At 62.7% G+C, this 13982-nt stretch carries 15 protein-coding genes and 1 tRNA gene; 8 read left to right on the forward strand and 8 right to left on the reverse strand.

What is annotated here, in order from left to right; translation table 11 throughout:
- Window positions 1-78 precede the first annotated feature (78 nt).
- Entirely contained in the window at window positions 79-1251 is a 1173-nt protein-coding gene (locus RFM68_RS12840) for a ferredoxin--NADP reductase (protein WP_320233344.1), read from the reverse strand.
- A gap of 21 nt (window positions 1252-1272) precedes the next feature.
- Window positions 1273-1641 carry an antibiotic biosynthesis monooxygenase family protein gene (locus RFM68_RS12845; protein ID WP_320233345.1) on the reverse strand — a complete coding sequence of 123 codons (369 nt, stop codon included), beginning with the start codon at window positions 1639-1641 and terminating at the stop codon, window positions 1273-1275.
- 97 nt (window positions 1642-1738) lie between these two features.
- On the opposite strand from RFM68_RS12845, the gene RFM68_RS12850 reads away from it, so the two are divergent.
- Window positions 1739-2215 (forward strand): MarR family winged helix-turn-helix transcriptional regulator, encoded by a 477-nt coding sequence (locus tag RFM68_RS12850; RefSeq protein ID WP_320233346.1) that lies wholly within the window; start codon window positions 1739-1741, stop codon window positions 2213-2215.
- Window positions 2216-2431: 216 nt separating this feature from the next.
- On the opposite strand, the gene RFM68_RS12855 is transcribed toward RFM68_RS12850, so the two are convergent.
- The gene (locus RFM68_RS12855; RefSeq protein WP_320233347.1) at window positions 2432-2677 is read right to left on the reverse strand and encodes a helix-turn-helix domain-containing protein; all 246 of its coding nucleotides are present in this window, start codon (window positions 2675-2677) and stop codon (window positions 2432-2434) included.
- A 172-nt stretch (window positions 2678-2849) separates the two neighbouring features.
- Between RFM68_RS12855 and RFM68_RS12860 the strand changes: the two genes are divergently transcribed.
- A complete protein-coding gene (locus RFM68_RS12860; RefSeq protein WP_320233348.1) occupies window positions 2850-3494 on the forward strand; it encodes a hypothetical protein in 645 nt (214 codons plus the stop codon).
- Between the two features lie 248 nt (window positions 3495-3742).
- Here the strand turns inward: RFM68_RS12860 and RFM68_RS12865 are convergent.
- Window positions 3743-3819, reverse strand: a tRNA-Arg gene (locus tag RFM68_RS12865).
- A 161-nt stretch (window positions 3820-3980) separates the two neighbouring features.
- Entirely contained in the window at window positions 3981-5474 is a 1494-nt protein-coding gene (locus RFM68_RS12870; protein ID WP_320233349.1) for an ATP-binding protein, read from the reverse strand.
- 255 nt (window positions 5475-5729) lie between these two features.
- Here RFM68_RS12870 and rpmH point away from each other — a divergent pair, with 255 nt between their 5' ends.
- From rpmH to yidC, 3 genes are read left to right on the forward strand one after another with little or no spacing between them, the layout of a single operon-like run.
- The gene (rpmH, locus tag RFM68_RS12875) at window positions 5730-5864 is read left to right on the forward strand and encodes a 50S ribosomal protein L34 (protein ID WP_008833937.1); all 135 of its coding nucleotides are present in this window, start codon (window positions 5730-5732) and stop codon (window positions 5862-5864) included.
- Between the two features lie 16 nt (window positions 5865-5880).
- A complete protein-coding gene (rnpA, locus tag RFM68_RS12880) occupies window positions 5881-6234 on the forward strand; it encodes a ribonuclease P protein component (protein ID WP_320233350.1) in 354 nt (117 codons plus the stop codon).
- A 14-nt stretch (window positions 6235-6248) separates the two neighbouring features.
- On the forward strand, window positions 6249-8081 hold the full coding sequence (gene yidC / locus RFM68_RS12885; protein ID WP_320233351.1) for a membrane protein insertase YidC: 1833 nt from the start codon (window positions 6249-6251) through the stop codon (window positions 8079-8081).
- A 708-nt stretch (window positions 8082-8789) separates the two neighbouring features.
- Here the strand turns inward: yidC and RFM68_RS12890 are convergent.
- From RFM68_RS12890 to RFM68_RS12900, 3 genes are read right to left on the reverse strand one after another with little or no spacing between them, the layout of a single operon-like run.
- A complete protein-coding gene (locus tag RFM68_RS12890) occupies window positions 8790-10328 on the reverse strand; it encodes a DHA2 family efflux MFS transporter permease subunit (RefSeq protein ID WP_320233352.1) in 1539 nt (512 codons plus the stop codon).
- Window positions 10325-11617, reverse strand: coding sequence for an HlyD family secretion protein (locus RFM68_RS12895; RefSeq protein ID WP_320233353.1), 1293 nt, complete (start codon window positions 11615-11617; stop codon window positions 10325-10327). The genes RFM68_RS12890 and RFM68_RS12895 overlap by 4 nt, the downstream gene beginning before the upstream one ends.
- Entirely contained in the window at window positions 11610-12074 is a 465-nt protein-coding gene (locus RFM68_RS12900; RefSeq protein ID WP_320233354.1) for a MarR family winged helix-turn-helix transcriptional regulator, read from the reverse strand. Before RFM68_RS12900 ends, RFM68_RS12895 begins: the two co-directional genes overlap by 8 nt.
- Before the next feature lie 166 nt (window positions 12075-12240).
- On the opposite strand from RFM68_RS12900, the gene RFM68_RS12905 reads away from it, so the two are divergent.
- The 3 genes from RFM68_RS12905 (at window position 12241) to yihA (ending at window position 13956) form a co-directional block, all read left to right on the forward strand.
- Window positions 12241-12555 (forward strand): hypothetical protein, encoded by a 315-nt coding sequence (locus tag RFM68_RS12905; RefSeq protein ID WP_320233355.1) that lies wholly within the window; start codon window positions 12241-12243, stop codon window positions 12553-12555.
- A 94-nt stretch (window positions 12556-12649) separates the two neighbouring features.
- The gene (locus RFM68_RS12910; RefSeq protein WP_320233356.1) at window positions 12650-13288 is read left to right on the forward strand and encodes a CatB-related O-acetyltransferase; all 639 of its coding nucleotides are present in this window, start codon (window positions 12650-12652) and stop codon (window positions 13286-13288) included.
- Complete coding sequence (gene yihA / locus RFM68_RS12915) at window positions 13285-13956, forward strand: ribosome biogenesis GTP-binding protein YihA/YsxC (RefSeq protein WP_430694852.1); 672 nt, start codon at window positions 13285-13287, stop codon at window positions 13954-13956. The genes RFM68_RS12910 and yihA overlap by 4 nt, the downstream gene beginning before the upstream one ends.
- The last annotated feature ends 26 nt before the right edge of the window (window positions 13957-13982 follow it).

A 13982-nucleotide genomic window follows, 5' to 3' on the forward strand; every position in this document is an offset into this window, starting at 1 on the left:
GCCCTGGCGATAGTGCTGATCAGCCCGCCGTGGCATTTATGATGAGGGGTTGGGACGTGAGTTTCGTCTGGCCGGAGATCAGTAACCCAGGAACGTCTCCATCTTGACGTCCTTACCCTTGACCCCCGCCTCCCTGAGCAGCGTTTGCATCGCGGAGACCATCGCTTCCGGTCCGGCGACGTAGTAGACGGGTGCCGCGATATCGCCGACGTATTTCGAGATCATTTCTTGTGTGATGTACCCTTGCTCCCCGCGCCACTCGGCAGGGGCGCCATCCGCCTCGGTGCATGTTGCGACAAGATTGAAGCGCGGGTTCTGCCTCGCGATCTCTGTCAGTTCGGAAAGGAAAGCGGCGTCCTCGACGCGGCGATTGCCGTAGAAAAGAAACAGCCGCTGCGGGAGACCGCGCTTCGTTGCATCAATGATCATGCTGCGGAACGGCGTGATGCCGATCCCGCCCGCGAGAAAGACCGCCGGCCTCGCCGCGTCCTCATGCAGCGAGAGGTCGCCATAGGGTCCTTCGATCTCGACGGTCGTCCCCAGGGGCAAGCTCATCAAGCCATGCTTGAAGCTCGTATCGGTGAGCCGTGTGGCGATCATCAATTCCGGCTCGTGCGGCCCGCTGACGATCGAGAAGGTCCTGACCTGTCCCTTGGCATCTGTGGCCTTCAGGTCGGGTAGGCTCATATAGATCGCCTGCCCGGCTTCGAACACGAAGCCTTCAGGCTTCTTCAAATGAAACGCCATCGTGCCTTTTGCGACCTCTTCCCGGGCGGTGAGGCTGGTCGAGAATGTGGAGGCAGGACGAAGAAAGCTTTTCCGCCGCCACCGCGTGAGCTTCATGCCGTCACGCATGTTGAGCCCGAGCAGTGTGATGTTCGTCGCGCCCGCGATCAGCTCGAGCGCCTGCACCGTATAAAAGGCGATATCGAAATCCCCGGCCTTGGCCCTGGACGCGAGGAACAGCGCCGCCGGGATGAGAACGAGAAGGCCGTTCGCGGCAATGAATGGCATTCGCTTCAGCTTCTTGCCGATCACGCTGGATCGTCCACCCTTCGCCAGGGCAAAGCCTGAGCCACCTGTCGCCGCCAAGGCGGGGATCAGCAGCAGGAAGCCCCAAGGTATCGCCGTCTTGACGGCGATAATGGTTGCCTCGGATGCAAACAGTTCGCTGAGAACCGTCGACAGCCAGAAGGTCGCGATCGTCAGAAGCACGACCATACCGGCCAGTGGGTGTATGATCTTGGTCACGAATTTGTCTCCTGCAGCGGGCTAAGCCACGCAAACGCCGGCCAACGCGACCTTCTGGAAGAGGTGCGGCGCGGAGACGACAGATGACGGAATGGCGATGCTTGCGTCCGGAGCGGCGGAATTTTGCCGCGCGGCACGGAAGTGGGCGGTCGATTCCCAAACCGCATAGTTGAGGTAAGTCGGGCTATCGCCGATGGCCCGGTGGAGCTGGGTCGAGATGAAACCAGGCTTCTGCTTCATTGCGATGGCTTCGCGACCCCAAATGTCGAGGAAGGCCTGCTCGTCAGCCTTGCCCATCGTGATGAGATTGACGAGCACGATGGGGGAGGCGTCGACGGCGAATTGGCGTTCGATCGGGAAGTTTGGGTCCATAGAGCGCATTCGGGTCATGACAGGTTCTTTCCATTTGGTTATATGATGTCAATTCGGTGAGACCGCTACATAGTGATTTGACATCGTGGTGTCAACAATGATTTATGGTGACCAAATGAATCAGACCAAACGAACCCCAGCTGGGGAGGCTATGACCGAACTCGTGCTCGACCTGTTCCGGGTGAACAACTTGACTGTGACGTGGGGGGACCGGCTCGTAGCCCACCTAGGCCTGACCAGCGCACGGTGGCAGATACTAGGAGCCATTGTTGCCGCAGATCGTCCGCAGCCCGTCGCATGGCTGGCCCGTGATCTGGGTGCCAACCGGCAGAACGTGCAGCGCATCGTCAATGACTTGGCAAGGGACGGGTTCGTCAGGTTCGAGCGCAATCCGCATCATCGCCGTGCCCAGCTGGTGGTGATGACAGACAAGGGACGGCAGGCCTTTGACGCCGCCATCGGAATCTATGACCCCAGCATCAACGCGCTGGCGGAGGGAATTGCCATCGAGGACGTCAAGGCAGCAATTCGCGTCGTGAAGATCCTGCGGAAGTATTTCGAGGAGAATGTGAATACTGAAGAGCAGGCCTGACCACTATGGCGCAGTGTCGTATCACCGGGTCAGCGCCATTCTGATCCTGGTGCTGCTGGTTCTGGCCTACGGGCTGGCGCGAGTATGGACACGGTCGCGAAGGCGGCATTCCTTCGCGTCCACATTTCGATTGCGACCGTCCTCCTACTTCTAAAGGCCTTATGCTTCGTCGGTGGTGGCGGTTCGAGCAAAAGCCTCTTCGAAAGTCATCCGCCATCAAAATCGACGGGCAAGCCTTACACCTGGGCCGCCACCATTTGCTGGAATAAACTCGATGCCGGCCGCCTCAAGTGCATTGCGAATCGCCCTTTGATTCGCCGCAGTGATAGAGGGTATGCCGTCGTCGGATTCCGCGCGCCTTACGGTCGCCACCCCCACGCTGGCGGCGTCTGCCAGATCCTTTGCGCTCCAACGCACCAACGCGCGCGCCGCTCGCATCTGCGCGCCAGTGATATCTTTCATATCATATGATTGCAAAGTGATCTCTTAACTGCTAGATAGGAACGGACTACTCACGCGAGCCGTCTGCAGTGTCCCAAGCCCCTGCAGGTCTGGCTGCGCGCAAGTACGGCTGGGCGATATGCGACTGCACATAGCCCAGCCTCACCACGCCAAGCCGTTTGGAGCTCGGATCATGGGCGACTCCGACAATAGCACGCCTTTGTCGTTCGTCACGAGCGGGAAGGAACTTGCGCGAACGGCGAATGTAAAGCTGCAATCGCATCCAACCGAGCTTGCGCGGGGCGACTTGGAAAAGGACCACACCTCCGATCGTGCCGTGACCGTGTGGCGCCACTGGCAGGATGCCCACAAATTGACCGAACAGTTGTGCCGTGAGCAACAACGCTTAGAGCGGAAGCTCGCCGAAATTATTGGCTTTCCGAGTGCGACCATCCTCCAGTCGAATGGTGAGAGCGTGACGCTACATTCGCGAAAAGAAATTCGTGAATTGCAACGCGTCGGCCTTATCGATGAGGGCATCCGTGCGGAGGCTGAGGCCGACTTGGCGGCCCACCAGGCGCGCTGGGATGCTGCCGACAGGGAAATAGGGTACTCCGCCGCGATGCTTGCTGAGCACAAGGCGGCCAGCCGAGCGGAGGCCTTGCTCGAAGAATTGTCGGAAACGCCTGCCATTACTCTTGCCGGCGTGGCAGCCAAGCTTGATGCAGTGCTCAGGGAAGGTCAGTCGTCTGCGAACGATGCCGAGTTTCCCTGGCCCCAAATCCGCTCAGCCATCGAGGATATTGCCCGGATTGGCCGGCAAAGAGAACCGGGTTGAAGGCGTCCATGCCGCGCGCCGGCCGAGCGCAAACCGCTTGAGCCGGCAGGGTAGTCGTGCCAGCGAAGCTGCTGCCGGTCGCCACAGATTGTGTCGTTCCAAGATAACGACTAGCCCATAGTGCGATTTTGGCGCCGTCTGCCGCCGTCGTTCCAAAACCGGCTGAAAAACCGGCTGAATTTTAGAAATCAAGCCGGCGCCGTCCCGTCTCAAATGCCAAAAAGCGGAGACAAATCAATTGGATGCAATGGCGCGCCCGAAGAGATTCGAACTCCTGACCCCCAGATTCGTAGTCTGGTGCTCTATCCAGCTGAGCTACGGGCGCGCAACAGGCCATGTTTGACACAAGCCCCACGATCCGGTCGAGACGGCCGGCCGCGATGTGGAGTGTTCCCTAACGACTGAATTTGCGAAAAGCAAGCCGATCCGGCAAAAGTTTTGTCGCAGGTCGTTTTGCCAATACCGACCAAGGCGTGGGGATCCAGTTCAGGCGGGGCGGCGCAGGCCGTTGCGCGCTTGGTCGAGCCGCACCGGCTGGTCGGGGATGGTGACGGCAAAGACCGTGCGGCCGCCGATCGATTCGACGAGCTCGACCGCGCCGCCATGGGCGCGGATCAATTCATGCGCGATCGCCAGGCCGAGGCCGGTGCCGCCGCTGCGCGCCGAGCCGCGGAAGGCGGCGAACAGGTTCTCGCGCGCCTTGGGCGGCAGGCCGGGGCCGGTATCGGTGACGGTGATGCGGCTGACGCTGCCATGGCGCTCGGCCGCGACCGCCAGCCGGCGCACCACCGCGCTTTCGGTATCGGCTGCCATCGCCTGCACCGAGTTGCGGCACAGATTGGTGAGCACGCGGAAGAGATGGTCGGAATCGGCGTCCACCTCGAAAGCGAGATCAACGCCATTGATGAACTCGATGCCCTGCTCGATATCGAGCAGGCCGTGCACGTCGTCGACCAGCTGGCGCAGCCTGAGCCGCCGGCGTGACGGCGCCGGCTCCTGCGTGCGGCCATAGTGAAGCACGCCTTCCGAATAGGAGACGGCGCGGTCGAGCGCGCGCAGAAGTTTCGGCGCAAAGGATTGCACGGTCGGGTCCTTCACCTGGCGCAGGCGGTCGGACATCAGCTGCGCGGAGGCAAGGATGTTGCGCATGTCGTGATTGATCTTCGACACGGCCATGCCGAGATCGGCGAGGTGCTTCTGCTCCGACAGCATCTTCTGCAGCCGGTCCTGCATCTGCGCCAGCTCGCGCTCGGCCACGCCGATCTCGTCGGCGCGCTCGGTCGGGCAGATGACGCGGCCCGGGTCGTCGGGCGCCTCGGAGAAGGACAGGATCGAGCGCGTCATGGTGCGGATCGGCCCGATCATGATCAGGTCGATCGCGGCATAGACCAGCATGGCGGTGAACAGCGAGATGAGCAGCGAGACGACGGCGACGTTGCGCGAGTATCTGAGCATGGCGTCGCGCAGGCGGTAGTCCGGCATGATCAGCTCGAATTCCTTGTCGCTGTCGCCGACCGGGCCGAAGACGCGCAGCATGCGCTTGCCGCCGAAGAACAAAGTGTCGAGCGCGCCGGTCATGCCGTTGACCAGGCCGACATTGGTGATGTCGATATGCTTGTCGACCTGGGGCGGCATGTCGGAAACGACGAGCAGCCGCGAGACCCCGCCGTCGCGCACGGCGATCGCCTTGGCGCCGATCGCCATCAGCACGTCGTTCTGGGCGTTGTGCGACAGCGAGTTGGGCTCGCCCTGCAGCAGCACGATCGACACGGCGGCGGCGGTGCCCAGCCGCTCCTTCAGCCAATTGACCCGGTAGCTGGCGATCCAGGGCAGGAAGATCAGGATTTCAGCCAAGAGCACGAAGGCGATGGTGAGCAGGAGAAGCTTGGTCGACAGGCCGCGCGAAAGCGGCACCCGGCGCGTCGAATTCGCCGCCGCCGGTCTTACCTTCTCGTTCGTGGACAGGGTTTCACTCGTCATTGACGCGCATTTCACAAAGGCTTGATCAGTGAAGATTATGCGATTTGCGGCTTTTTTGCCAATTCATCGTCGGCCCGCGAGAAAATGTCTCGCGGCCGGGGCGGATTGACTTCCAAAAACCTTCTTTCTATAAGCCCGCTCACGCTCGGGCCATTCGTCCCGGCGCGGTTTCGATCGCGCCTAAGCCGGCCCGGCAAAGCTCCTGTTACAACGTGACAGAATCAAGAAGGGCCGCACCCCGCGGTATTAAAACAAATGAAGCGTACCTACCAACCGTCCAAGCTCGTGCGTAAGCGCCGGCATGGTTTCCGTGCCCGCATGGCCACCAAAGGTGGTCGTGGCGTCGTTGCTGCCCGCCGTAATCGCGGTCGCAAGCGGCTCAGCGCCTGAACGGAAGACGAGATCGTTGCCCGCAACCGGCAAGCCAAAGGGGAAAACTCCCGGGCGGCTTCTGAAACGCGCGGACTTCCTGGCTGTGCGCGGCGGCGAGAAACGCCGCGGACGGCTTTTTCTCGTTGAAGTTCTCGACCGCGGCGATGATCTCGCGCCGCGCGTCGGCTACACCGTCACCAAGAAGGTTGGCAACGCCGTGGTGCGCAATCGCGTCCGGCGGCGGCTGAGGGAAGCCGTGCGCGTTCATGCGGCCGATGACATGGCGCCCGGTAATGACTATGTCATCGTCGGGCGTGAAGACGTGCTTGCCATACCGTTCGGCCAATTGAAGGCCGAGCTTTCCCGCCGGCTGCGCGCAACACGATAGGCCAAGGGCTTTCGATGGAAAACAACCGCAATTTCTTCATCACCATCGCGCTGTCGGTGCTGATCCTGACACTCTGGCAGGTGTTCTACATGAACCCGCGCATGGAGCAGCAGCGCGACCAGGCCCGCGTCGAGCAGCAGCGCGTCGAAGCGCAGAAAAAGGAAGCGGGCGGTGCCGCGACTTCCGGTGCAACCGGGACGCAGGCTCCGGCGCCGGGCGCCATTCCCAGCGCACCCGGCGGCGGTACGGTGACGGCGGCCAGCCGCGACCAGGCCATCGCTGCGACCAAGCGCGTCAGGATCGACACGCCCAGCCTCGAGGGTTCGATCAACCTGACCGGCGCACGCCTCGATGACCTGAAGCTCAAGCACTACACCGAGACGGTCGACAAGAACTCGCCCGAGATCGAGCTGCTCAACCCGTCATCGCTGCCCAATGGCTATTTCGCCGAGATCGGCTTTTCAGGATCGGCGGATGTTGGCAAGCTCCCCGGGCCCGACACCGTCTGGCAAGCCGAAGGCGATGCCACGCTGACACCGTCGACCCCTGTGACGCTGACCTTCACCAACGAGAAGGGCCTGACGTTCAAGCGCACCATCTCGATCGACAACGAATACATGTTCACCGTTTCCGACACCGTGCAGAATTCGGGAACCGCCGCAGTCTCGCTCTACAACTATGGCCGCGTCACCCGCTACGACAAGCCACCTGTCGCCAGCACCTACGTGCTGCACGAAGGCCTGATTGGCGTTACTGGCACGGAAGGGCTGGCGGAGTACAAATACGCCACCATCGAAAAGGACAAGGAAGTCAAACCTGGCAAGTCGACCGACGGCTGGCTTGGCATCACCGACAAATATTGGGCGGTAACCCTCGTGCCGACCGAGAAGCAGCCCTTCCAGCCAAAGTTCTCGTATTTCGAATTCAAGGACGGGCCGCACAGCCATAGCTATCAGGCCGACTTCCTGTCTGACGCAGTCAGCGTCGGCCCCGGGCAATCGACGACCATTGAGTCCGAAATCTTCGCCGGCGCCAAGGAAGTCTCCACCATCAACGCCTATGCCAAGGACCGACATATCCGCCAGTTCGACCTTCTGATCGACTGGGGCTGGTTCTATTTCATCACCAAGCCGATGTTCTGGCTGATCGACACGCTCTACAAATTCTTCGGCAATTTCGGCCTGGCGATCCTCGCCACCACCGTCATCGTCAAGGCCATCTTCTTCCCTTTAGCCAACAAGTCGTACGCCTCGATGGCGAATATGAAGAAGGTGCAGCCGAAGATGGTCGAGATCCGCGAGAAATACGCGGACGACAAGATGAAGCAGCAGCAGGCGATGATGGAACTCTACAAGACCGAGAAGATCAATCCGCTGGCCGGCTGCTGGCCGGTGGCGCTGCAGATCCCGGTCTTCTTCTCGCTCTACAAGGTGCTCTACATCACCATCGAGATGCGGCATGCGCCGTTCTTCGGCTGGATCCACGACCTTGCGGCGCCCGACCCGACGTCGGTCTTCAACCTGTTCGGCCTGCTGCCGTTCGCGGCGCCGGCATTCCTGCCGCATATGGGCGCCTGGGCCGTGGTCATGGGCATAACCATGTTCCTGCAGATGCGCATGAACCCGGCGCCGCCAGACCCGACGCAGGCGGCGATCTTCACCTGGATGCCGGTGATCTTCACCTTCATGATGGGCAGTTTTCCGGCCGGCCTCGTCATCTACTGGGCCTGGAACAACACGCTGTCGATCCTGCAGCAGGGCGTGATCATGAAGCGCCAGGGCGCCAAGATCGAATTGTGGGACAATCTGGCGGCGCTGTTCCGCAAGAAACCATCGCCGGCGGAATAGAAGGCTCCCCGAGATCCACACCAAAACCCCGGCCTGGCCGGGGTTTTTTGTTGGAAATGCCGACGGGACAGCGCCAACCTTCGCGATTGGCCGTGGCCCTCTTCCCGGTCGTCATTCTAGGGCGGAGCAAGGAGCGAAGCGACGCGCGCAGACCGAAGCGACGCGCGCAGACCCTAGAATCCTGCCGTGATCTCGAAGCGTTGCAAGGGTGCAGAATTCTGCTCCGTTGCGCCCTTCGATTCAAGGTCACGGCATGGATACTCGGGTCAAGCCCGAGGATGACGACGTCGCGGGGGTTTCGGCCAATCTCCAACGTCGGCGACAAGAAGCGCCAGCGCCAACCTTCGCGATTGGCCGTGGCTTACGTCCCGGTCGTCATTCTAGGGCGGAGCAAGGAGCGAAGCGACGCGCGCAGACCCTAGAATCCATGCCGCGACGCTAAGGCGTTGCTGCTCTTCAGAATTCTGCACCGTTGCACCCTACGGCAGAGGTCACGGCATGGATACTCGGGTCAAGCCCGAGTATGACGACGTCACGGGGGTTTCGGCCAATCTCCGACGTCGGCGCCAGTAGCGCCCGTTCACCCCGCCCCCATCTTCAGCCAGGGCCTTTTTCAGCGAGCGTCGCGACCAGCCCGGCATGTGCCGCGCGATCTGCCTCGGTGAGGCTGTGCGGCAGGCCGGGGTGCCGCGGCGGGACCCTGGTCCTTTATTCCATGGCCGCGCTGTGATCGACCTTGGCAGGCGTGGACGGCTTGCGCAGCAGAAGCACCAGCGGGATGGCGGCCAGGGACAGGATCATCATCAGCTTGAAGTCGTCGACATAGCTGATGATCGTCGCCTGCAGCGTGACCAGGCCGTCGAGCGCGGCGCGGCCGGCGGCGGTGTAAGGGCTCAGCGCCTGGGAGACCGCCGGGTCGGCGAACGCCGGATTGTACGGCGTCACATAGGTGGCGATGTCGGCGTGATTGATCTGCTGGTTCTGCGTCAGAAGCGCGGTGACGACCGAGATGCCGACGCTGGAGCCGATGTTGCGCGAAAGATTGTAAAGACCCGTGCCTTCAGAGCGCCGTTCCGGGGCCAGCGTGGCGAAGGTGATGGTGGTGAGCGGCACGAACAGGAAACCTAAGCCCGCTCCCTGGATGAAGCCGGTGCTGATGATCGTCCATTGCGAGACGCCCGGCGTCCAGCCGGTCATGTCGTACATCGCCCAGGCGGTGATCGCGAGGCCGATGAACAGCAGCCAGCGTGTGTCGACCTTGCCGACCAGCCTGCCGACCAGGAACATGCAGGCCATGGTGCCGAGGCCGCGCGGCCCCATGACGATACCGGCCGTCACCACCGGATAGCCCATCAGCGTCTGCAGATAGGGCGTCATCAGCGCCAGCGAGGCGAGATAGGTGATGCCGATGATGAAGATGAAGACCATGCCGACCGCGAAATTCCGGTCGAGGAACAGCCGCGGGTTCACGAAGGTGTCGCGGGCGGTGAAGGTGTGGACGATGAAGATATAGAAGGCCGACGCGCAGACCAGCGCCTCGACGATGATCTCGGCCGAGGAGAACCAGTTGAGCTGCTCGCCGCGGTCGAGGAACATCTGCAGCGACGCGATGGCGACGCTGAGCATGCCGAAGCCGAGCCAGTCGAGCCTGGCCTTCAGGTCGAGCTTGGTTTCCTGGACGAACATCGAGACGCCGGCGAAAGCCAGCATGCCGATCGGCACGTTGATGTAGAAGACCCAGCGCCAGGAGACGTTTTCGGTCAGCCAGCCGCCGATGACCGGGCCGAGCACCGGGCCGACCATGACCGAAACGCCGAACAACGCCATGGCGGAGCCACGCTCCTCGACGCTGTAGATATCGAGCAGGATGCTCTGCGACAGCGGCACGAGCGCCGCGCCGAACAGGCCCTGCAGCAGGCGGAAGCCGACGATCTGCGGTAGCGACTGCGCGAAGCCGCACAGCACCGAGGCCACCACGAAGCCGGTGATCGCCACCAAAAGGATGCGCTTGCGGCCGAAACGGTTGGCAAGATAGCCCGACGGCGGCGTCATCACCGCCGCGGCGACGATATAGGAGGTGAGCACCCAGTTGATCTGGTCGGCGCTCGCCGAGACGCTGCCCTGGATGTAAGGCAGCGCCACATTGGCGATGGTGGTGTCCAGCGCCTGCATGATGACCGCCAGGATCACGCAAGCGGTGATGGCGCCGCGATTGGCGACCACGCCTGTCGCGGAAGCGGTGGTCATGACTTTTGCCCGAAGCGCTTGAGAAGGTCGCTCGCGAAGTCGGGCAGGCCGCGGGCGTGGCCGGTGTCGATGCTGACGACGGCGCTCATGCCGCCGCGCAGCGGCGCCTTGCCTTCCGGATCATCGATCGTCACCCGCATCGGGATGCGCTGCACGACCTTGACCCAGTTGCCGCTGGTGTTCTGCGCCGGCAGCAGCGAGAAGCTGGACGACGAAGCCGGGCTGATCGAGCCGACGGTGCCGTGCCAGACCTCGCCCGGATAGCCGTCGATGCTGATCGTCGCCTTCTGGCCCGGGCGCACATAGGTGAGCTCGGTTTCCTTGGGCTCGGCGGCGATCCAGATATCGGTCGACGACACCAGGCTGAAGGCCGGCTGCGAAGCCGGCAGATACTTGCCGACCTGCACCGCATCGACATTGGTGACGATGCCGTCGAACGGCGCCTTGACGACGGAGTCGTTGAGGTTGCGCCGCGCATCGTCCACGGCCGACTGGGCCTGCAGGTAGAACGGGTTCTTCTCGACCGGCTGGCTGGCGTCGCCGCCGAGCTGGGCAAGCATCGCTTGCGCCTGCGCCTTGGCGACGGTCACCTTCTGGCGGGCGGCGACGAGGTCGTGCTGGGCGCTGTCGAAAGTCGCCTTGGAAGCGGTCGAGGTTTTGAGCAGATCCTGCTGACGCTGGAAGGCGGACTCGTAATAGGGGATGTCGGCCTCGGCCTGGTCGATCGATGCCAGCGATTGCTGATAGCTCGCCTGCAGGGTCAGCACCTGGTTGCGCACGGTGCCGAGCTGCGCCTGCGCGCCCGCAAGCGCGGTCTCGAAGGACGCGGGCCGCAGCCGGTAGAGCACGTCGCCCTTCTTCACCGCCTCGTTGTCATGCACGTCGATCTCCTGCACGGTGCCGGAGACGTCGGTGGAAACGCCGAGCGACTGCGCCTGGATATAGGCATTGTCGGTGGTCATGACCTGGCCGCCGACGACATAGTAATAACCGCCGGCCACCAGCGCGACCGGGAGCAGCGCGAACAGGATCGGCCGCGTCCGGCTGCGGCGCGGCTTGACGGGAGCCGGCGGGGCCACAGTGACCGAGGCAGGCTTCGGCTGTGCCGACGGCGCCTCCATCGTGGCGGGCTCGGGGGCCACGGGCGCCTCCAGCTCGTCGTCTTCGATGACAGGGTTGGTGGTGCGCCTTTGCTCGCGCTGGCTATCCAGGCGGATGACCTGGTCGCCTACCCTGTTGCCGCCATTGTCGCCTTCGGCGGGCTTTCTTGATGAGGTTGATTCAGACATGGACTTTCTCCCGGTCGACGGCCGGCTGGGTACAGGCCTCGAGCAGATTGGATTTGATCAGGCAAAGGGTTTGCAGCAGTTGCCGCCGCGCGTCCGCGGACAGGCCCGTAAAGGCCTCCTCGCGCGTCTTGAGGCCATTGCCGCGCATCACTTCGATGAGCGGATGGGCCTTCGGGGTCAGATAGAGAAGCCACGCCCTCCGGTCGGCGGGATCGGGCCGGCGCTCGATGAAGCGGCGCGCTTCCATCCTGTCGAGCAATCTTGCGAGCGTGATCGGCATGATCTCGATGAGGTCGGCCAGCTTGTTCTGGTGGATGCCCTCACGCAGCGAAAGACAGGCCAGCACCTGCCATTGCGCGCGGGTCAGCCCAAAGCTGCGCGACCGCTGCTCGAACCGCTTCCTAAGCAGGCGCGCGACGTCGTGCAGCACAAAGCTGATATTGGGTGAGGAGGGCATGGGAGAACTTCGGAGTCGGGCAGACAAGTTTTCGTGAGCATGCTTATTATCATCATGCACATAATCCTGCTAGACGCCCAGCGCAAGACCGACTAAGTCGCTTGGTAAAAATATCGCATGGGCCAGAACCCGGCCGGACGGCCTGTTTTGCGGCAAGGACAAGACGATGAACTGGCTCAAGATCACCATCCTGGCGGTGCTGACGGGATACGCCTTTCCAGCCGCGGCCAAGGAAGCGGTCAGCTGCGGCGGGGCGGCGATGCTGGGCGGTGCGCAGCTCAACTGCAGCCACGTGCAACCCAAGGCACCGCCGCAATTCTGCACGTTCAGCTGGGCCCTGCACACGATGGCCGGCGACCAGAAAGTCGTCGAGGGCAGCTTCTCGCTGCCGCCCGGAGCGTCGAACGTCCAGGTCTATCAGGGCAGCGGGTTCGATAGCGCCCTTTCCAATCCGATCGTGATCTGCCGCGGCAGCCACTGAACGGTTGGTGCTTATGGAAGGATCACGTTAGTTTGATCGCGCGCGGGTGTCGCCGGCGGCGCGCGAACCCGCGGACAACCATGGAGGGACCGCGATGACCGGACCCAACCCCAATATCAAGCATCCCATCGCGACGCATCCGCGCGTCGGCTTCCTGAAGGGGCTGGTGAACGTGCCCAACATCGAGATCGGCGACTTCACCTATTACGACGACCCCGACGGCCCCGACAAATTCGCCGAGAAATGCGTGCTGCATCACTATCCCTTCATCGGCGACAGGCTGGTGATCGGCAAGTTCTGCGCCATCGCCGAGGGCACCCGCTTCATCATGAACGGCGCCAACCACGCAATGTCCGGCTTCTCGACCTATCCGTTCAACATCTTCGGCCATGGCTGGGAGGAAGGCTTTGACCCGCAGACATGGTCGAAAGAGATTCGCGGCGACACCACCATCGGCAATGACGTGTGGATCGGCATGGGCGCCGTGATCATGCCGGGCGTCAGGATCGGCCACGGCGCCATCGTGGCGGCGAAATCGGTTGTCACGCACGACGTGCCGCCTTATGCGATCGTTGCCGGCAATGCGGCCAAGGTGGTGAAAATGCGCTTCGACGAGTTCACGGTGCGGCGGCTCTTGAAGGCGGCTTGGTGGGATTGGCCGGTCGACAAGATCGGCCGCAACCTCGACGCCATTCGCGGCGCCGATATTTCCAGACTGGAGGCAGCGGTTTGAACGCGCCCGACAAGACCACGAACGACACGGCGATCAGCCCCGAGTTGTTCACCCGCGCGTGGATCTTCATCCGCGGCGTGCCGTCGATGAAATTCCTGCCGCCGGAAGGGCCGCCGGAGATCGCCTTCGCCGGCCGCTCCAATGTCGGCAAGTCGTCGCTGATCAATGCGCTGGTCGGGCACAGGGGCCTGGCGCGCACGTCCAACACGCCCGGCCGCACGCAGGAACTCAACTATTTCGTGCCGGACGGGTTTTCCGGCGAAGGCGCCGACCTGCCGCCGATGGCGCTGGTCGACATGCCGGGCTACGGCTACGCCAGCGCGCCGAAGGACAAGGTCGATGAGTGGACCAAGCTGATCTATGAATATCTGCAGGGCCGCGTGACGCTGAAGCGCGTCTATGTGCTGATCGACGCCCGCCACGGCATCAAGGCCAAGGACGAGGAAGTGCTGACGCTGCTCGACAAGGCGGCGGTGTCCTACCAGGTGGTGCTGACCAAGACCGACAAGATCAAGGCGGCCGGCGTGCCGAGGCTGATCGACGAGACCCTGGCCAAGATCAAGAGGCGCCCGGCGGCGTTTCCGGTGGTGCTTGCGACCTCCTCGGAGAAGGCGGCCGGGCTGGATGAGTTGCGCGCGGCGATCGCCCTGGTGGCGAACGGCGGCTGACACCGGCCGCCAGGTACCTATCCGTC

The sequence above is a fragment of the Mesorhizobium montanum genome (assembly GCF_033977145.1).
Lineage (GTDB): Bacteria > Pseudomonadota > Alphaproteobacteria > Rhizobiales > Rhizobiaceae > Mesorhizobium > Mesorhizobium montanum.